Consider the following 17,108-nt stretch of genomic DNA (forward strand, 5'->3'; position numbering starts at 1 on the left):
GGGAGTCGTCCCTCGCCTGGTTCCGGAGGCCTCCCCGTGCTCGCCCGCATCGACCTGCGTGGATCCGCGCTGCCGGGGGTCCGTGACCTGGCCGGCCTGCTGCCGCGCGCCGCCACCGACATCGACTCCGTCCTGGCCACCGTCCGGCCGCTGTGCGAGGACGTCCGCGTCCGCGGCGCCCAGGCGGTCCGCGAGATCACCGCCCGCCTCGACGGCGTCGACCTCGAGGACTTCGCCGTCCCGGTGGAGGCGATCCGGGCCGCGCTCGACGGGCTGGCCCCCGACGTGCGGGCCGCGCTCGAGGAGGCCATCGCCCGGGTGCGGCGGGTGCACGCCGACCAGGCCCGCACCGACGTCACCACCCAGGTGGTCCCCGGCGGCACGGTCACCGAGCGCTGGGTGCCGGTGCGCCGCGTCGGCCTCTACGTCCCCGGCGGGCTGGCGCCGCTGCTGTCCAGCGTGGTGATGAACGTCGTCCCGGCGCAGATCGCCGGCGTCGCGTCGATCGCCGTCGCCTCCCCGCCGCAGCGCGACCACGGCGGCCTGCCCGACCCCGGCGTGCTGGCCGCGTGCGCGCTGCTCGGTGTCACCGAGGTCTACGCCGTCGGCGGCGCGCAGGCGATCGCGGTGTTCGGCTACGGCGCGGGCTCGTGTGAGCCGGTGGACGTGGTCACCGGTCCGGGCAACGTCTACGTGACCGCCGCCAAGCGGCTGCTGCGCGGGCTGATCGGCATCGACTCCGAGGCCGGCCCCACCGAGGTCGCGATCCTCGCCGACGACACCGCCGACCCGGTGCACGTCGCCGCCGACCTGATCAGCCAGGCCGAGCACGACCCGCTGGCCGGCGCGGTGCTGGTCACCACGAGCGAGGAGCTGGCCGACGCCGTCCTCGGCCTCGTCCCCGGCCAGGTCGCGGCCACCAAGCACTCCGACCGCATCCTCACCGCGCTCGACGGCAGCCAGTCGGGGATCGTGCTGGTCGACGACCTCGACGCCGGCCTCGCGGTGGTCGACGCCTACGCCGCCGAGCACCTGGAGATCCAGACCCGGGACGCGCGCGAGGTGGCGCTGCGGGTGCGCAACGCCGGCGCGGTGTTCGTCGGCGCCTGGTCGCCGGTGTCGCTGGGCGACTACATCGCCGGCTCCAACCACGTGCTGCCCACCGGCGGCTGCGCCCGGCACTCCAGCGGTCTGTCGGTGCAGTCGTTCCTGCGCGGCATCCACGTCGTCGAGTACGACGAGCAGGCGCTGGCCGAGGTGGCCGGGCACGTCGACGCCCTCGCCCACGCCGAGGACCTGCCCGCGCACGCGGCCGCGGTCCGGGTGCGGCAGAAGCCGTGACGACCACGCCGAGGACATCGCTCGACGATCTCCCGCTGCGGCCGGAGCTGCGCGGCCGCACGCCCTACGGCGCCCCGCAGCTGCAGGTCACCCACCGGCTCAACACCAACGAGAACCCGCACCCGCTGCCTGCGGAGCTGCTGGCCACGCTCGGCGAGGCGCTCGGGCACGCGGCGGTCGAGCTCAACCGCTACCCCGACCGGGACGCCGTCGCGCTGCGCGCCGACCTCGCCGCCTACCTCGGCCGCGGCGGGGAGCGGATCGAGCCCGCGCAGGTGTGGGCGGCCAACGGCTCCAACGAGGTGCTGCAGCAGCTGCTGCAGGCCTTCGGCGGCGCCGGGCGCACGGCGCTGGGCTTCACCCCGTCCTACTCGATGCACCCGATCATCTCCGCCGGCACCGGGACGGCGTGGGTCGACGGGCACCGCCGCGAGGACTTCACCATCGACGCCGCGCAGGCCGCCGCCCAAGTGCGCGAGGTCCGGCCCGACGTCGTCTTCGTGACCAGCCCGAACAACCCGACCGGCACCGCGGTGGCGCTGGAGACGATCACCGAGCTGTACGACGCCACCGACGGCGTGCTCGTCGTCGACGAGGCCTACGAGGAGTTCGCCCGCGCCGGCACGCCGTCGGCGCTGACCCTGCTGCCCGGCCGCCCGCGGCTGGTGGTCAGCCGCACGATGAGCAAGGCGTTCGGCATGGCCGGCCTGCGGCTGGGCTACCTCGCCGCCGACCCCGCCGTCGTCGACGCGCTGCAGCTGGTCCGGCTGCCCTACCACCTGTCCTCGCTGACCCAGGCCGCCGCGCGGGCCGCGCTGGCGCACACCGACGCGCTGCTGGCCACCGTCGACGCGGTCAAGGCCCAGCGCGACCGGATCGTCGCCACGCTGCCGTCCCTGGGCCTGACCAGCGTGCCCAGCGACGCCAACTTCGTCCTGTTCGGCCGGTTCGCCGACGCGCACGCCGCCTGGCAGGCGCTGCTGGACCACGACGTCCTCGTCCGCGACGTCGGCATCCCCGGCTGGCTGCGGGTCACCGCCGGCACCCCGGCGGAGACCGACGCCTTCCTCACCGCGCTGGGTGAGGTGGCCCCCGACCACCGCCTGGGAGACTGAGACCCATGAGCCGTACCGCCCGCGTGGAGCGCGCCACCAGCGAGACCAAGCTGGTCGTCGAGCTGGACCTCGACGGCACCGGGAAGAGCTCGATCAGCACCGGCGTCGGCTTCTACGACCACATGCTCACGGCGCTGTCGAAGCACAGCGGCATCGACCTCACCGTGCAGGCCGACGGCGACCTGCACATCGACGCCCACCACACCGTCGAGGACGTCGCCATCGCCCTCGGTCAGGCGTTCGGCGAGGCGCTCGGGGACAAGAAGGGCATCACCCGCTACGGCGACGCCACGATCCCCATGGACGAGGTGCTCGTGCAGGCCGCCGTCGACCTGTCCGGCCGGCCGTACTTCGTGCACGCCGAGCCCGAGACGATGACGCCGATGATCGGGCCGGACTACCCGACGTCGCTGACCAAGCACGTGCTCGAGTCGTTCGCCTTCAACGCGCGGATCACCCTGCACGTGCGGGTGCTCTACGCCGGCCGCGACGCCCACCACATCGTCGAGGGCCAGTTCAAGGCGCTCGCCCGGGCGCTGCGCGCCGCCGTCGCGATCGACCCGCGGGTCGCCGACGTCCCCTCCACCAAGGGCGCGCTGTAACGGATGGAGTTCGGCGTCGTCCTCGTCGTCCTCGGCGGGTTCCTGCTGGGCGGGGCGTGGAGCATGTGGAAGGCGGACCACGACACGAAGGGCCGCACCGGCCCGCAGGTCGTGATCGCGGTGGTGCTGCTGGTGGCGGCACTGCTGGCCACCGCGTCGGGGATCCTCAGGCTGGTCTGACGCCCGGGGACCGGTTCCTCGGGCTCGTCCTCGGCGGCCCGACGGTGGCCGCGGTGCTCGAGCGGGCGCCGGCGCTGGGCGTCGGCGGCCGTCGTCGCGGCCACGACCGGCAGCTGGGCCCGCGGCGGCGGGAGGGGCGGGCGGTCTCGGCGGCGTAGGCGAGCGAGCCCGCGTAGACCGGGGACCAGACGCCGAACGCCCAGTCGGCCGGCAGCACCCGGCTGTCGCTCTCCGCGCCGTCGCCGTGGTCGCCGGTGACCCCGCTGACCATGCCGCCGAGCACGCCGGCGACCACGGCGGCCTGCCGCAGGACGTCCCTGTCCACGCCCGGGCAACGACCGGCGCCCACCCGCGGTGCCGGGGAATCCCGGCGGGCGCACCTGCGCTGCCACGTACCGTGGCAGACGTGAAGAAGGTGGTCGTCCTCGACTACGGGTCGGGCAACCTGCGCTCGGCCGAGCGGGCCCTGGCCCGCGTCGGCGCCGACGTGACCGTGACCGCCGACCGCGACGCCGCCCTGGAGGCCGACGGGCTCGTCGTGCCGGGCGTGGGCGCGTTCGCGCACTGCATGCAGGAGCTGCGCGCCGTCGACGGGCCGCGCACCATCGGCCGGCGGCTGGCCGGCGGCCGGCCGGTGCTGGGCATCTGCGTCGGCATGCAGGTCCTCTTCGAGCGCGGGGTCGAGCACGGCCACGACGCCGAGGGCTGCGGCGAGTGGCCCGGCACGGTCGAGCAGCTTGAGGCGCCCGTCCTGCCGCACATGGGCTGGAACGGGGTCGAGGTCCCCGAGGGCAGCGTGCTGTTCGACGGCCTGGCCGACGAGCGCTTCTACTTCGTGCACTCCTACGGCGTCCGCTCGTTTCCCCTCGGCCAGGACGGCCCGCCGTCGCGGCTGGCGCCGCCGAAGGTCACCTGGGCCGAGCACGGCGACCGGTTCGTCGCCGGCGTGGAGAACGGCGCGCTGTCGGCGACGCAGTTCCACCCGGAGAAGAGCGGTGACGCCGGCGCCCAGCTGCTCACCAACTGGCTGGCCACCCTCTGAGGGTCGGCCCCGGCAGGGTCCGCTCCGTCGGCCCCCTGCAGGGTCCCGCCGCGAGCGTGCGAGCGGTGGGGGGTAGGGGGTCCTTCTACTGCAGGGGGACGGGCGGCTGCAGCCACCACGGCGCGTCGACCACCTCCACCCGGCGGACCCACTTCACCCACCAGTAGCCGCGCCGGCCCGGCGCGACCAGCCGCACCGGCGCCCCGTGCCCGGCCGACAGCGGCCGGCCCGCGCAGTGCGTGGCCAGCAGCAGCGCGCCCGCGTCGGCCAGCGGCAGCCGCCGCCGGTAGCCGGTGACGCTGACGACGTCGACGCTGCCGCCGTCGGGCAGGTCGAGGCCGGCCAGCAGCCGGTCCAGCCGCACGCCGCGCCACTGCTGGACGGCGTACCAGCCGCCGGTGCAGTCCAGGACTGCGGTCACCGTGTCGCCGCGGTCCAGGCCGGCCGCGCGCAGCCGGGTCGTGCGGCCGCCCGCGACCAGCTCGACGGTCCCGCCGGCGTCGTCCGGGACGGCGTCGGTGAACCACTGGGTGACCGGCATGGCCGCGGGGTCACCGCTGCCGCGCTCGTGCGAGCCGGTGCCGCGCCGCCGCGCGCCCGGCGCGCCGGTGAGCCGCAGGCCGCCCTCGACCGCGCCCCACAGCGCGGCCGCGGCGACGGCCAGGCCGCCGGCCCGCAGCAGCGCGCGGCGGGAGGCGTCGCTGCGCCGCGGCCGCTGCCGGCTGCCCACGGCGTGCACCGCCAGCAGCACCGCGGTGCCGACCGCCGTCGCGACGTGCACCTGCAGCAGCGCCACGCCGCCCACGGCCAGGCCCGGCCCCGCGACGGTGTGCAGCACACCGGTCGCGACGGTCAGCCCGGCGAGGACCGCGAGGCCCCACGCCGCCGTCGGGTCGCGGCGGCCGCGGGTGCGCGCCCGCGAGCGGCGGACGACGACGGCCTTCCACGGCAGGAGCAGCAGCAGGCCCAGCCCCGCCGCCCCGTGCGCGGCGGCCACCAGCCGCGAGGGCAGCGGCGTCCCGACGCCGAACGCGAGCACCCCGGTCCCGCCGGCCACCAGCAGGAGCACCAGCAGCCCGAGGTTGGTCCGGCGCCCGGCACGGGCGGGGAGCGCACCGCGCAGCATCCCCGGAGTGTCCTCCGCCCGCGCCTAGGGTGACCCGGTCCCGCATCCGGTCGAGGAGGACCCGCTTGCCCGCGTCGCGCACCCCCGCCACGGCACCCGAGCGCCGCGGAGGGCCGGCCGGCCCGCTCGTCACGCTGGTCCTGCTGGCCGGGCTGACCGTCTGGAGCGTGCTGGCGCTCCGGCCGCCGGCCCCCGCGCCCGCCGACGCCCCGGCGGGCTCGTTCAGCGCCGGGCGGGCCTTCGCGCACGTGGAGGAGATCGCCGCGCAGGTGCACGTCGCGGGCAGCCCGGCGCACGAGCGCGTCGTCGACGGGCTGGTCGCCACGCTCACCGACCTGGGCCTGGACACCCGGGTGCAGAAGGCCGTCGGCACCTGGCAGGCCGGCCCCGGGGCGGCGGAGATGGCGCGGGTGCGCAACGTCGTCGCCGTGCTGCCCGGCACCGACAGCACCGGCCGGCTGTTCCTCATGGCGCACTCGGACTCGGTGGAGACCGGCCCCGGCGCCAGCGACGACGCCGCCGGCGTGGCCGCGATCCTCGAGACGGTGCGCGCCCTCGGCGAGGGCGAGCCGCTGCGCAACGACGTCGTCGTGGTGATCACCGACGCCGAGGAGGCCTGCCTGTGCGGCGCCGAGGCGTTCGCCGACAGCCACCCGCTGGCGAGCGAGGGCGGGGTGGTGCTCAACCTCGAGGCCCGCGGCACCACCGGCCCGCCGATCATGTTCGAGACGTCGCTGGGCAACGCCGGGCTGGCCGCGCGGTACGCCGCCGCGGTGCCGCACCCGGTGGCCAGCAGCTTCGCCGTCGAGGTGTACCGGACGCTGCCCAACGACACCGACTTCAGCGTCCTGCTCGGCGACGGCGACTTCACCGGCCTGAACACCGCGTTCATCGACGGCAACGCCGCCTACCACACCCCGCAGGACACCCCCGCCCGGCTGGACCAGCGCACGCTGCAGGCGCTGGGCGACAACACCCTCGCCCTCACCCGGGAGCTCGGTGACGCCGACCTGGCCGACCTGGCCCGCCCCGGCGACGGCGACGCCACCTACTTCCCGCTGCCCACCGGGCTCGCGCGGTACCCGGGCGCGCTGGTGTGGCCGTTGGCGGGGGCGGCGGTGCTCGGCGTCGCCGTGCTGGCGCTGGTGGACCGGCGGCGCGGCTCGTCGCTGCCGCGGACGCTGCTCGGCACGGCCGCCGCGCTGCTGCCGCTCGTGCTCGCACCGCTGGCCGTCGTCGGGCTGTGGCGGCTGCTGGTGCTCGTCCGGCCCGGCTACGCCTCGATGATCGACCCGTGGCAGCCGGGCTGGTTCCGGCTGGCGGCGGTCGCGCTGGTCGCGGCGGTGGTGCTGGCCTGGTACGCGCTGCTGCGCCGCCGCCTGGGTGCCGCGGCGCTGCGCACCGGGGCGCTGGCGCTGCTCGCCGTCCTCGCGGTGCTGCTCGCGGCGCTGGCGCCCGGCGGGTCGTACCTGGCCGCGCTGCCGGCGCTGGCCGGCGCGCTCGCCGGGCTGCTGCCGCGGCGGGCCGGGCTCGCCGGCGCGCTGGTCGCCGGGGCGGTCGCGGTCGTCGTCCTCGCGCCGACCGTGGCGCTGTTCTTCCCGGCGCTCGGCCTGGCCGGCGGGGCCGCGCCCGCGGCGGTTGCCACGATGCTCGCCCTGGCGCTGCTGCCGGTGGTGGAGGGGCTGTTCCCGGCCGGCCGCGCCCGGCTGCGGACGCTCGCCGTGCCCGGGGTCGCCGTCGCACTGACCGTGCTGCTCACCGCCGTCGGGCTGGCCGTGGACCGCTTCGACCCGCAGCACCCGGTGCCCAGCCAGCTGGTCTACGCGCTGGAGGCCGACACCGGCGAGGCGTGGTGGGCCAGCACCGAGGACGCCCCGGGGGAGTACACCGCGCGCTACGTCGGCACCCCGCGGACGCTGCCGCACGACTACCCCTACCTCGCCGGGGAGGCGGTGGCGGCCGGCCCGGCGGAGGTCGCGAACCTGCCGACGTCGCGGGTCGAGGTCCTCGACGACCGCTCCTCCGGCGGGCAGCGGACGGTGACCGTGCGGGTCACGCCGCAGCGCGAGGTCCGGCTGGTGGTGCTGGACCTCACCACCGACGGCGGGACGGTCGGCGGCGCCCGGGTGGAGGCGCGCGACGTCCCGGCGCAGGCGCTGGGGGAGGACCGGCTGTGGGTCACCTTCCACGCGCCGCCCGCGCAGGGCGTGGAGGCCACGTTCACCGTGGACGGCGACGGGCCGCTGCGGCTGCGGGTGGTCGACGGCAGCGACGGGCTGGGCGACCTGCCCGGCTTCGAGGAGCGCCCGCCCGGCGTGGACGCGGCCGGCACGCACAGCTCCGACCTCGTGGTCGTGGGGGCGACGACGGAGCTCGGCTGACCGGCGCGCGCCGGGTGTCGACCTGCTGCGGTCTCAGGACGGCCGAGGCCGCGGCAGGTCGGCACCCGGCGGGTCCCCGTGGCGGGCCAGCAGCTCGGCGCCGATCGCGGCGAGCTCGGCGCGCACCGCGGCGGGCCCGGCCACCTCCACCGCGGCGCCGAACCCGGCCAGCTGCTCGGCGACCGCGCGCACCGTGTGCGCCGCCACCCGCAGCCGCACCCGCCCGTCGCCGTCCGGGCCGCCCTCGACGGCGCAGTGCCGGCCGAACCGGTCCCGCAGCACGGGGACCAGCCGCCCGGCCACCAGCACCGTCGCCGTCACGGGGGACCGCCGGTCCTCGACCGCGCCGACCACCTCGTCCCACACGCCGGGCAGGTCCAGGCCGGCCGGCCGCTCGAAGACCTCCCCGGTCACCGCCGGCGACCCCATGCGGTCGACGCGGAAGGTGCGCCGCCCCGCCGCGGTGCCGGCGACCAGGTACCAGGTGCCGTCCTTGTCCACGAGCCCCCACGGCTCGGCCCGCCGCCGGCCGGGGGTGCCGCCGCGCCCCGCGTAGTCGAACTCCACCACCCGCCGGGCGACGACGGCGTCGAGCAGCAGCGCCACCTCCGGCCGCTCGCGGGCGCGCTCTCCCCAGCCGGCCGGGTCGACGACGACCGCCTCCGCGGCGGCCGCGGCCTCGGCGCGGAAGGTCCCCGGCAGCGCCCGCAGCAGCTTGCGCAGCGCGCCCCGCGCGTCCGGCCCGGCCGCGGTGGTGGGGCCGAGCAGCAGGAACAGTGCCCGCGCCTCGGGCCCGGTCAGGCCGGTGAGGTCGGTGCGCGCCCCGCCGACCAGCCGCCACCCGCCGCCCCGACCGGCCTGCGGGTACACCGGGACGCCCGCCGCCGACAGCGCCTCCAGGTCGCGCCGCGCGGTCGCCACCGACACCTCCAGCTCGGCGGCGGCCTGCGCGGCGGTGACCCGGCCGCGGGCCTGCAGCAGCAGGAGGAGGGCGACCAGCCGGTCGGCGCGCACGCCCCCGAGGATGCCGCGGAAAGTGCTCAGGAGGTGAGCACTTCGCCCGGCAGTGTCGTCCTGGAGCGGGCCGCAGCCGGCGGACCGCCCGACGGAGGGACCCTCCCGTGCTCCGAGGCCTGGCCACCGTGACCCTGCTCGCCGACGACGTCCCCGCGGCCGCCCGCTGGTACGCCGGCGTCCTCGACGCCGAGCCCTACTTCACCCGCCCCGTCGAGGGACCGGCCGCCTACGTCGAGTTCCGCCTCGGCGACGACGAGGACGAGCTCGGCATCATGGACGCCCGCTACGCCACCTGGGCGAGCGGCCGGCCGGCCGGCGCCGTCGTCCACTGGCACGTCGACGACCTGCCCGCCGCGCTGCGGCGCCTCGAGGACGCCGGCGCCACCGTCGTCTCCCCGCCCACCGTGCGCGGGGAGGGCTGGTCGACCGCGGTGGTCGCCGACCCGTTCGGCAACCTGCTCGGGCTCATCACCAGCCCGCACTGGGCCGCCGCCCACGGCGGCTGACCGGGCTCAGCTGCGCAGGTAGGACGCGCCGTTGACGTCGACGATCGTGCCGGTGCTGAACCGGGCCTCGGGCGAGGCCAGCCACAGCACCGCCGAGGCCACCTCCTCCGGGCGGGCGACCCGGCCGAAGGGCGACTGCGCGCGGACGGCGTCGCCGCCGGGGCCGTCGAGCACCTCGCGCGCCATCTCGGTCTGCACGAAGCCCGGCGCCACGGCGGTGACCGAGATGCCCAGCGGCGCCAGCGCCAGCGCCATCGACTGCGCGAAGGCGTTCATCCCGGCCTTCGAGGCGCCGTAGGCCGGGTTCTGCGGCTCGCCGCGGAAGGCGCCGCGGCTGGACACGTTGACCACCGCGCCGCCGCCGGCGGCGCGCAGGTGCGGCACGGCGCGGAAGGTGGCGTGCGCGGCGCCGAGCAGGTTGACCGCGAGCGTCCGCTCCCACACCTCCCGCCACTCCTCGAAGGAGGCGGTCAGCGGCGGGGAGGCCACGAAGACGCCGGCGTTGTTGACCAGCACGTCCAGCCCGCCCAGCGCCTCCGCGGCGGCGTCGACCATCGCGCCCACGGCCTCGGCGTCGGTCATGTCGGCCTGCACCAGCGCGTGGCCGGACCCGGGCAGCTCGGCGAGCACGGCCTCGGCGCGCTCCTCCGAGGTGCCCCAGTGGACGGCCACCCGGTCGCCGCGCCCGGCGAAGGCGCGGGCGATCGCGCGGCCGATGCCGCGGGAGCCACCGGTGACGAGGACGGCGCGCGAGGAGGAGGAGGAGGTCACGGGCGGGCAGTCAACCAGCCGTGCTCCAGCGGCCGCGGTGGACGACCTCCTCCACGCCCCGCCGGCCCCGCCTCAGCGACGGCGAGCGCCGGTCGTCCGCGCCCGGGTAGCCGACCGACACGACGCCGACCGGCCGGTGGGTGCCGGGGATCCCGAACGCGTCCCGGAAGGCGTCCACCCGCTCGGCCGGGACCCCGAACAGGCAGGCGCCCAGCCCCTCGTCGACGGCGGTCAGCAGCACCATCAGCGCCGCCATCCCGGCGTCGACGTCCCAGTACGGCACCGGCCAGCGGGCCTCGTCGCGGTCGGTCCAGCCCTTGTCCGGCTCGGCGTAGCGGTCGAGGTAGGCGTCCTTCGACGACAGCGGGACCACCAGCAGCGGCGCCCGCCGCATCCGGGTCAGCCACGCGTCGGGGCCGGGCGGGTGGGGGACGGCACCGGAGGCGGTCACCGACCAGAACAGGTCCCGCTCCGCGGGCGTCTCCAGCACCAGGAACGCCCAGCCCTGGGTGAACCCGGCCGACGGCGCCCGGATCGCGTGCTCGAGCAGCCGCTCGCGCACCTCCGGCGGCACCGGCCGGTCGGGGTCGTAGTCGCGCACCATGCGGCGCCTGCGGACGACGTCGGTGAACTCCACCCCCGCAGCCTGCCGTGGGCGAGCCAGGACACAGCGGGCCGGTCCCTAGGCTGGGGACGTGCCGACCCTCCAGCTGCTCCCCGCCGTCGACGTCGCCGACGGCCAGGCCGTCCGGCTCGTGCAGGGGGAGGCCGGCAGCGAGACCTCCTACGGCGACCCGCTCGACGCCGCCCTGCAGTGGCAGCGCGACGGCGCCGAGTGGGTGCACCTGGTCGACCTCGACGCCGCCTTCGGCCGGGGCGGCAACCGCGAGCTGCTGGCCCGGGTGGTCGGCGAGCTCGACGTCGACGTGGAGCTGTCCGGCGGCATCCGCGACGACGAGTCGCTGGCCGCGGCACTCGCCACCGGCTGCCGCCGGGTCAACCTGGGCACCGCGGCGCTGGAGTCGCCCGAGTGGTGCGCCCGCGCGATCGCCGAGCACGGCGACCGGATCGCCGTCGGCCTCGACGTCCGCGGCACCCGGCTGGCCGCCCGCGGCTGGACCCGCGAGGGCGGCGAGCTCTACGAGACCCTCGCCCGCCTCGACGCCGAGGGCTGCGCCCGCTACGTGGTCACCGACATCACCAAGGACGGCACGCTGCGCGGCCCCAACCTGGACCTGCTGCGCGAGGTGTGCGCCGCCACCCCGCGGCCGGTGGTCGCCTCCGGCGGGGTCAGCTCGCTCGACGACATCCGCGCACTGGCCGGGCTGACCGCGGTCGGCGTCGAGGGCGCGATCGTCGGCAAGGCGCTCTACGCCGGCGCGTTCACGCTGCCCGAGGCGCTGGCGGTCACCCGCGAGGCGTCGTCGTGACCGCGCGGCGGATCGGCTCCGGCGGGCCCTGGGAGGACGTCGTCGGCTACAGCCGGGTCGTCGTGCACGGCGACTCCGCCTGGGTGAGCGGCTGCACCGCCACCGTCGACGGCGCGGTCGTGCACCCCGGCGACATGGCCGCGCAGGCCCGGGTGGCCTTCGGCGTGCTGGTCGACGCGCTGGAGTCGGCGGGCCTGACCGCCGCCGACGTCGTCCGCACCCGGATGTACGTCACCGACACCAGCCGCTGGGAGGAGGTCGGGCGGGTGCACGGCGAGGTGTTCGGCGCCGTCCGGCCGGCCACCGCGATGATCGGCGTCGCCTCCCTGCTGCACCCCGACATGCTCGTCGAGGTCGAGGCCGACGCGGTGAGGTCCTCGTGAGCCTCGCCGTCCGCGTGATCCCGTGCCTCGACGTCGACGCCGGCCGGGTGGTCAAGGGCGTCAACTTCGTCGACCTGCGCGACGCCGGCGACCCGGTGGAGATGGCCCGCGTCTACGACGCCGAGGGCGCCGACGAGCTCACCTTCCTCGACATCACCGCCAGCTCCGGCGACCGCGAGACCACCTACGACGTCGTCCGGCGCACCGCCGAGAGCGTGTTCATCCCGCTGACCGTCGGCGGCGGCGTGCGCAGCCCCGACGACGTCGACCGGCTGCTGCGCGCGGGCGCGGACAAGGTCGCGGTGAACACCGCCGCGGTCGCCCGGCCCGAGCTGATCAGCGAGATCGCCGACCGCTTCGGCAACCAGGTGCTCGTCCTGTCCCTCGACGCCCGCCGGGTGCGCGACGGTGCGGCCACCGACTCCGGCTTCGAGATCACCACGCACGGCGGGCGCCGCGGCACCGGCCGCGACGCCGTCGAGTGGGTGGTGCAGGCCGCGCAGCTCGGGGTGGGGGAGGTGCTGCTCAACTCGATGGACGCCGACGGCACCCGCGCCGGGTTCGACACCGAGCTGATCCGCGCGGTGCGCCGCGAGGTGAGCGTCCCGGTGATCGCCAGCGGCGGCGCCGGCGCGGTCGAGCACTTCCCGCCCGCGGTCGAGGCCGGCGCCGACGCGGTGCTCGCCGCCAGCGTCTTCCACTTCGGGACGCTGCGGATCGGCGACGTCAAGGCCGCGCTGGCCGGCGCCGGCGTCCCGGTGCGCACCGCCGCGGACACGCCCCTGCGCTGACGGCGGCCAGGGGCCGTGCAGTTCCGCGGAAGTGCACGGGGCGCTTCCGCGGAAGTGCACGGGACCGTCAGTCGACGGGGGTGCCTCCCCGCACGGCCACCTCGGCCACGTCGCCGCGGCCGGTGGCCCACAGCAGGAGCTCCATCGGCTCGCCCTCGACGGTGGTGGGTGCCGACCCGGCGCGGACCCGCCTCCCGGGCCCGGGGACGTCGCTGCGCTGCAGCACCAGGCCGCCGGGGTGCTGCGCGGCCGCCATGCGGGCGAACAGCTGCGCCGCGCCCCAGAGCCGGTCGGCGTCGGCCAGCGGCAGCGCGCGCGGCGCCCAGCCGGGCTGCGCCCGCCGCACGTCCTCGTGGTGGATCGCGAACTCGGCGGAGTCCGCGAGCGCCGACACCCCGGGCCAGCCCATCGGCAGCCACGCCGGCGGGCCCTGCCGCACCCGGGCCACCAGCTCGGGATACGCCGTCGCGGTGCGCAGCCGCTCCTCGACCCGCTCCGCGTGGGCGTGCAGCCGGCCACCGACCGGCGTGCGCTCCAGCGCGTAGCCGGGCAGCGCGTCGGGGCGGCGGTCACGGGTCACCAGGTGGGCGGCCAGGTGCGCCGTCGTCCACCCCGCGCAGCAGGTCGGGGCGTCGGGGCCGAGGTCGTCGAGGAGGTCGGCGAGGGCCGCGCGCTCGCGGGCGGCGAGCGGGCGGGAAGAGGAGGTCACCGCGGCGGGTTACCGATCCCGTCCACCCGGAAAACCCGCAGGCCCCTGTCGGTGCCGCCGGTTAGCCTGACTAACGACTGCGAGTGCCGCGGTCGCGAACCCCGAGGAGATCCGTGCCCCGCGCCCGAGACGCCGTCGTCCGGCGGGGACTGCGCCACGTCGCCCGGTCCATCCGCGAGCAGCGCGGGATGTTCACCCTGGCCGTGGCCGCCAGCAGCCTCTACGCCGCGATGACCGTGCTGTCGGCGTTCGTCATCGGCGAGGTCACCGACCGGGTGGTGCTGCCGGCCTTCGCCGACGGCGACACCACCGCCGGCGCGCTCACCCTCGCCGTCGTCGTGATCCTCGGCGTCTCGGTGCTCAAGATCGTCGGCATCCTCGGCCGCCGGCTGTTCGCCGGCGTGATGGCCTACCGCCTGCAGGCCGACTACCGCCGCCGCGTCACCGCGCAGTACCTGCGGCTGCCGCTGGCCTGGCACCAGCGCCACCCCACCGGGCAGCTGCTGTCCAACGCGAACTCCGACGTCGAGGCCGCCTGGTACTTCGTCTCCCCGCTGCCGTTCGCCTGCGGGACGCTCGTGATGATCGCCATCACCGTCGTCGCGCTGGTGGCCACCGACCCGCTGCTGGCCCTGGTCGGCTTCGTCGTCTTCCCGCTGGTCTTCGTGGTCAACGCCGTCTACTCGCAGGTGATGAGCCCGCGGATGCAGCGGGCGCAGCAGCTGCGCGCCGAGGTCAGCGAGATCGCCCACGAGAGCTTCGACGCGGGCCTGGTGGTCAAGACCCTCGGCCGCGAGGACGTCGAGAGCGCCCGGTTCACCGAGCGCGCCCGGGAGCTCCGCGACGGGCTGGTGTCGGTCGGCCGGGTGCGGGGGCTGTTCGACCCGCTGATGGAGGCGCTGCCCAACCTCGGCACGCTCGCCGTGCTGGTGGTCGGCGCCGGCCGGGTCGCCTCCGGCGCCACCGACGCCGGCGACCTGGTGAGCATCGCCTACCTGTTCACGCTGCTCGCACTGCCCATCCGCGCGATCGGCTGGGTGCTCGCCGACCTCCCGCGCGCCCTCGCCGGCTTCGACCGGGTCACCCCGGTGCTCGACGCCACCGGCGAGACCCCGCACGGCCCGGAGACCGCACCGACCGGTGACGGCGGCGCCCGGCTGGGCCTGCGCGCGGTCGACCACGTCTTCGACGGCGCGTCGCAGCCGGTGCTGTCGCAGGTCACCTTCGACGTCGCGGCCGGCAGCACGGTCGCCGTCGTCGGGCCGACCGGCTCGGGCAAGTCCACGCTGGCCGGGCTGCTGGTGCGGCTGGTCGACCCGGCCGGCGGCGAGGTGCTGCTCGACGGCGTCGACCTGCGCCGGCTGCGCGAGGGCGAGGTCAGCGGTCAGGCCGCGTTCGTCCCGCAGGGCACCTTCCTCTTCGACGACACCGTCCGCGGCAACGTGACCCTGGGCGGGGAGTACGGCGACGGCGAGGTGCGCGCCGCGCTGCGCGTGGCCGCCGCCGAGGACTTCGTCGACCGGCTGCCCGAGGGTCTGGACACCCGCGTCGGCGAGCGCGGCGCCACCCTGTCCGGCGGCCAGCGGCAGCGGCTGGCCCTGGCCCGCGCCGTGATCCGCCGGCCCCGGCTGCTCGTCCTCGACGACGCCACCAGCGCCGTCGACCCCGCCGTCGAGGCGCGCATCCTCGACGCGCTGCGCTCGGCCGACCGGCCCTCGACGGTGGTCGTCGTCGCCTACCGGCAGGCCACCATCGCCCTCGCCGACGAGGTGGTGTGGCTGGAGAACGGCCGGGTCACCGCCCGCGGCAGCCACGAGGAGCTGCTGGCCACCGTGCCCGGCTACGCCGCGCTGGTCCGCGCCTACGCCCAGGCGGAGGTGGCGGCGTGAGCGCCGTGGACACCGAGCGGCGGGAGGGCGCGTTCGCCACGCTGCGCCGCGGGCTGCGGATGATGCCGGAGTTCCGCCGCGGGCTGCCGGCCACCTTCGCGCTCGCGCTGCTCGCCACCGCCGGGCGGGTGGTCGTGCCGATCGCCGTCCAGCAGGTCATCGACCGCGGCCTGCTCGCCCCCGGCGGCCCCGACCTCGGCCTGGTCCGCACGCTGGTCCTGGTCTGCGCGGTCGTCGTCCTGGTCACCGGGGTGGCGGTCTACCGGATGAACGTCCGGCTGTTCCGCACCACCGAGACCGCGCTGGCCGGGCTGCGCGCCCGGGCGTTCCGCCACGTGCACGACCTGTCGGTGCTGCACCAGCAGGGCGAGCGCCGCGGCTCCCTGGTCTCCCGCGTCACCAGCGACGTCGACCAGCTGTCCACCTTCATGCAGTGGGGCGGCGTCCTCGGCGTGGTCAGCCTCGGCCAGCTGGTCGTGGCCACCGTCGTCATGGCGGTCTACTCCTGGCAGCTGACCCTGCTGGTGCTCCTCTGCTTCCTGCCCCTGGCCTTCGCCGTCCGCTGGTTCGCCCGCCGGCTGCAGGTCGCCTACGGCGTGGTCCGCGAGCGGGTCGGCGACGTGCTCGCCGCGGTGTCGGAGTCCGTCGTCGGCGCGCCGACGGTGCGCGCCTACGGCATCCGCGAGCGGACGGCGGCCCGCCTGGACCGGGCCATCGGCCGGCACTACCGCGCCCAGGTCGACGCGCAGAAGGTCACCGCGGCCGTCTTCGTCACCGGCGAGTTCGCGGCCGCGGTCGCCAACGCCGCCGTCGTCGTGGTCGGCGTGCTGCTCGGCCTGGCCGGGGAGGTCACCGCCGGCACGCTGGTGGCGTTCCTGTTCCTCGTCACGCTCTTCGTCGCGCCGGTGCAGACCGCCAGCGAGGTGCTCAACGAGGGGCAGAACGCGGTCGCCGGGTTCCGCCGGGTGCTCGACGTCCTCGACACCGAGCCCGACGTCCGCGACCCCGCCGCCACCGGCACCGCGCGCGAGCTGCCGGCCGGGCCGCTGGGCGTCCGGCTCGAGCACGTCACCTTCCGCTACGCCCCGGGCGCGCGGGCGGCCCTCGACGACGTCGACCTCGCGCTGGCGCCGCGCCGCCGCTACGCCGTCGTCGGGGAGACCGGGTCGGGCAAGACGACGTTCGCCAAGCTGGTCACCCGGCTCATGGACCCCACCGAGGGCCGGGTGCTGCTCGGCTCCGACGCGACCGGCTGGGTGCCGCTGCCCGACGTGGCGTTCGCCTCGCTGCGCCGGCGGGTCGGCATGGTGCCGCAGGACGGCTTCCTGTTCGACGCCACCGTCGCCGACAACGTCCGCTACGGCCGCCCGGACCTCACCGACGAGCAGGTCACCGCGGCCTTCGCCGAGCTCGGCCTCGGCGACTGGCTGGCCGGCCTGGCCGACGGCGTCGCGACGGCGGTCGGCCAGCGCGGGGAGTCGCTGTCGGCGGGGGAGCGGCAGCTGGTCGCCATCGCCCGCGCGCACGTGGCCGCGCCCGACCTGCTGGTGCTCGACGAGGCCACCAGCGCCGTCGACCCGGCCACCGAGCGGCGGCTGACCCTGGCCCTGGACCGGCTCACCGAGGGCCGCACCACGCTGACCATCGCGCACCGGCTGTCCACCGCCGAGCGGGCCGACGAGGTGCTCGTCGTCGACGCCGGCCGGGTCGTGCAGCGCGGCACGCACGCGGACCTGGTCGACGCCGTCGGCCCCTACGCGCGGCTGCACGCCTCGTGGCGCCGGTCGTCGGCGGGGGAGCCCGAGCGCGTCGCCTGAGCGGGCGC

The 17,108-nt window shown here is 77.0% G+C and carries 18 protein-coding genes; 12 read left to right on the forward strand and 6 right to left on the reverse strand.

Annotated features, from left to right (window positions below):
* The first annotated feature begins 36 nt into the window (after positions 1-36).
* From hisD to ACI8AR_RS03795, 4 genes are read left to right on the forward strand one after another with little or no spacing between them, the layout of a single operon-like run.
* A complete protein-coding gene (gene hisD / locus ACI8AR_RS03780; RefSeq protein WP_457049784.1) occupies positions 37-1,341 on the forward strand; it encodes a histidinol dehydrogenase in 1,305 nt (434 codons plus the stop codon).
* Positions 1,338-2,456, forward strand: coding sequence for a histidinol-phosphate transaminase (locus ACI8AR_RS03785; protein WP_457049785.1), 1,119 nt, complete (start codon positions 1,338-1,340; stop codon positions 2,454-2,456). The genes hisD and ACI8AR_RS03785 overlap by 4 nt, the downstream gene beginning before the upstream one ends.
* Before the next feature lie 5 nt (positions 2,457-2,461).
* A complete protein-coding gene (gene hisB, locus ACI8AR_RS03790) occupies positions 2,462-3,058 on the forward strand; it encodes an imidazoleglycerol-phosphate dehydratase HisB (RefSeq protein ID WP_456926677.1) in 597 nt (198 codons plus the stop codon).
* 3 nt (positions 3,059-3,061) lie between these two features.
* Positions 3,062-3,238: a hypothetical protein gene (locus tag ACI8AR_RS03795; protein ID WP_456926678.1), complete on the forward strand. Its 177-nt coding sequence runs from the start codon at positions 3,062-3,064 to the stop codon at positions 3,236-3,238.
* Here the strand turns inward: ACI8AR_RS03795 and ACI8AR_RS03800 are convergent.
* Complete coding sequence (locus ACI8AR_RS03800) at positions 3,225-3,563, reverse strand: hypothetical protein (protein ID WP_457049786.1); 339 nt, start codon at positions 3,561-3,563, stop codon at positions 3,225-3,227. The genes ACI8AR_RS03795 and ACI8AR_RS03800 overlap by 14 nt on opposite strands.
* An 81-nt stretch (positions 3,564-3,644) precedes the next feature.
* On the opposite strand from ACI8AR_RS03800, the gene hisH reads away from it, so the two are divergent.
* On the forward strand, positions 3,645-4,280 hold the full coding sequence (gene hisH, locus ACI8AR_RS03805; RefSeq protein WP_457049787.1) for an imidazole glycerol phosphate synthase subunit HisH: 636 nt from the start codon (positions 3,645-3,647) through the stop codon (positions 4,278-4,280).
* An 85-nt stretch (positions 4,281-4,365) separates the two neighbouring features.
* On the opposite strand, the gene ACI8AR_RS03810 is transcribed toward hisH, so the two are convergent.
* A complete protein-coding gene (locus tag ACI8AR_RS03810; RefSeq protein WP_457049788.1) occupies positions 4,366-5,406 on the reverse strand; it encodes a molybdopterin-dependent oxidoreductase in 1,041 nt (346 codons plus the stop codon).
* 65 nt (positions 5,407-5,471) lie between these two features.
* On the opposite strand from ACI8AR_RS03810, the gene ACI8AR_RS03815 reads away from it, so the two are divergent.
* On the forward strand, positions 5,472-7,787 hold the full coding sequence (locus tag ACI8AR_RS03815) for a M20/M25/M40 family metallo-hydrolase (RefSeq protein ID WP_457049789.1): 2,316 nt from the start codon (positions 5,472-5,474) through the stop codon (positions 7,785-7,787).
* Positions 7,788-7,820: 33 nt separating this feature from the next.
* Here ACI8AR_RS03815 and ACI8AR_RS03820 read toward each other — a convergent pair whose 3' ends face one another.
* Entirely contained in the window at positions 7,821-8,801 is a 981-nt protein-coding gene (locus ACI8AR_RS03820; RefSeq protein WP_457049790.1) for a helix-turn-helix transcriptional regulator, read from the reverse strand.
* Between the two features lie 107 nt (positions 8,802-8,908).
* Here ACI8AR_RS03820 and ACI8AR_RS03825 point away from each other — a divergent pair, with 107 nt between their 5' ends.
* A complete protein-coding gene (locus ACI8AR_RS03825; RefSeq protein WP_457049791.1) occupies positions 8,909-9,310 on the forward strand; it encodes a VOC family protein in 402 nt (133 codons plus the stop codon).
* A 6-nt stretch (positions 9,311-9,316) separates the two neighbouring features.
* Here the strand turns inward: ACI8AR_RS03825 and ACI8AR_RS03830 are convergent, their stop codons facing one another.
* The gene (locus ACI8AR_RS03830; RefSeq protein WP_457049792.1) at positions 9,317-10,081 is read right to left on the reverse strand and encodes an SDR family NAD(P)-dependent oxidoreductase; all 765 of its coding nucleotides are present in this window, start codon (positions 10,079-10,081) and stop codon (positions 9,317-9,319) included.
* A gap of 10 nt (positions 10,082-10,091) precedes the next feature.
* Positions 10,092-10,718, reverse strand: a complete 627-nt coding sequence (locus tag ACI8AR_RS03835) for a nitroreductase family protein (RefSeq protein WP_457049793.1) — start codon at positions 10,716-10,718, stop codon at positions 10,092-10,094.
* Positions 10,719-10,776: 58 nt separating this feature from the next.
* Here ACI8AR_RS03835 and priA point away from each other — a divergent pair, with 58 nt between their 5' ends.
* The 3 genes from priA to hisF are packed head-to-tail and all read left to right on the forward strand — an operon-like array spanning position 10,777 to position 12,685.
* A complete protein-coding gene (priA, locus tag ACI8AR_RS03840) occupies positions 10,777-11,511 on the forward strand; it encodes a bifunctional 1-(5-phosphoribosyl)-5-((5-phosphoribosylamino)methylideneamino)imidazole-4-carboxamide isomerase/phosphoribosylanthranilate isomerase PriA (protein ID WP_457049794.1) in 735 nt (244 codons plus the stop codon).
* Positions 11,508-11,894 carry a RidA family protein gene (locus ACI8AR_RS03845; RefSeq protein ID WP_457049795.1) on the forward strand — a complete coding sequence of 129 codons (387 nt, stop codon included), beginning with the start codon at positions 11,508-11,510 and terminating at the stop codon, positions 11,892-11,894. Before priA ends, ACI8AR_RS03845 begins: the two co-directional genes overlap by 4 nt.
* Positions 11,891-12,685 carry an imidazole glycerol phosphate synthase subunit HisF gene (gene hisF / locus ACI8AR_RS03850; RefSeq protein ID WP_457049796.1) on the forward strand — a complete coding sequence of 265 codons (795 nt, stop codon included), beginning with the start codon at positions 11,891-11,893 and terminating at the stop codon, positions 12,683-12,685. The genes ACI8AR_RS03845 and hisF overlap by 4 nt, the downstream gene beginning before the upstream one ends.
* Before the next feature lie 67 nt (positions 12,686-12,752).
* On the opposite strand, the gene ACI8AR_RS03855 is transcribed toward hisF, so the two are convergent.
* The gene (locus ACI8AR_RS03855) at positions 12,753-13,394 is read right to left on the reverse strand and encodes a TIGR03085 family metal-binding protein (RefSeq protein ID WP_457049797.1); all 642 of its coding nucleotides are present in this window, start codon (positions 13,392-13,394) and stop codon (positions 12,753-12,755) included.
* Positions 13,395-13,507: 113 nt separating this feature from the next.
* Between ACI8AR_RS03855 and ACI8AR_RS03860 the strand changes: the two genes are divergently transcribed.
* Together ACI8AR_RS03860 and ACI8AR_RS03865 are read left to right on the forward strand one after the other, a co-directional pair.
* Entirely contained in the window at positions 13,508-15,283 is a 1,776-nt protein-coding gene (locus tag ACI8AR_RS03860; protein ID WP_457049798.1) for an ABC transporter ATP-binding protein, read from the forward strand.
* Positions 15,280-17,100, forward strand: a complete 1,821-nt coding sequence (locus tag ACI8AR_RS03865; protein ID WP_457049799.1) for an ABC transporter ATP-binding protein — start codon at positions 15,280-15,282, stop codon at positions 17,098-17,100. The genes ACI8AR_RS03860 and ACI8AR_RS03865 overlap by 4 nt, the downstream gene beginning before the upstream one ends.
* Positions 17,101-17,108: the final 8 nt, after the last annotated feature.

The organism is Geodermatophilus sp. SYSU D01036 (genome assembly GCF_054050435.1).

Bases quoted from the DNA above. Each gene is read 5' to 3' on its own strand.
- ACI8AR_RS03810 (WP_457049788.1), bottom strand. From the start codon at position 5,406: ATGCTGCGCGGTGCGCTCCCCGCCCGTGCCGGGCGCCGGACCAACCTC.
- ACI8AR_RS03795 (WP_456926678.1), top strand. From the start codon at position 3,062: ATGGAGTTCGGCGTCGTCCTCGTCGTCCTCGGCGGGTTCCTGCTGGGC.
- hisB (WP_456926677.1), top strand. From the start codon at position 2,462: ATGAGCCGTACCGCCCGCGTGGAGCGCGCCACCAGCGAGACCAAGCTG.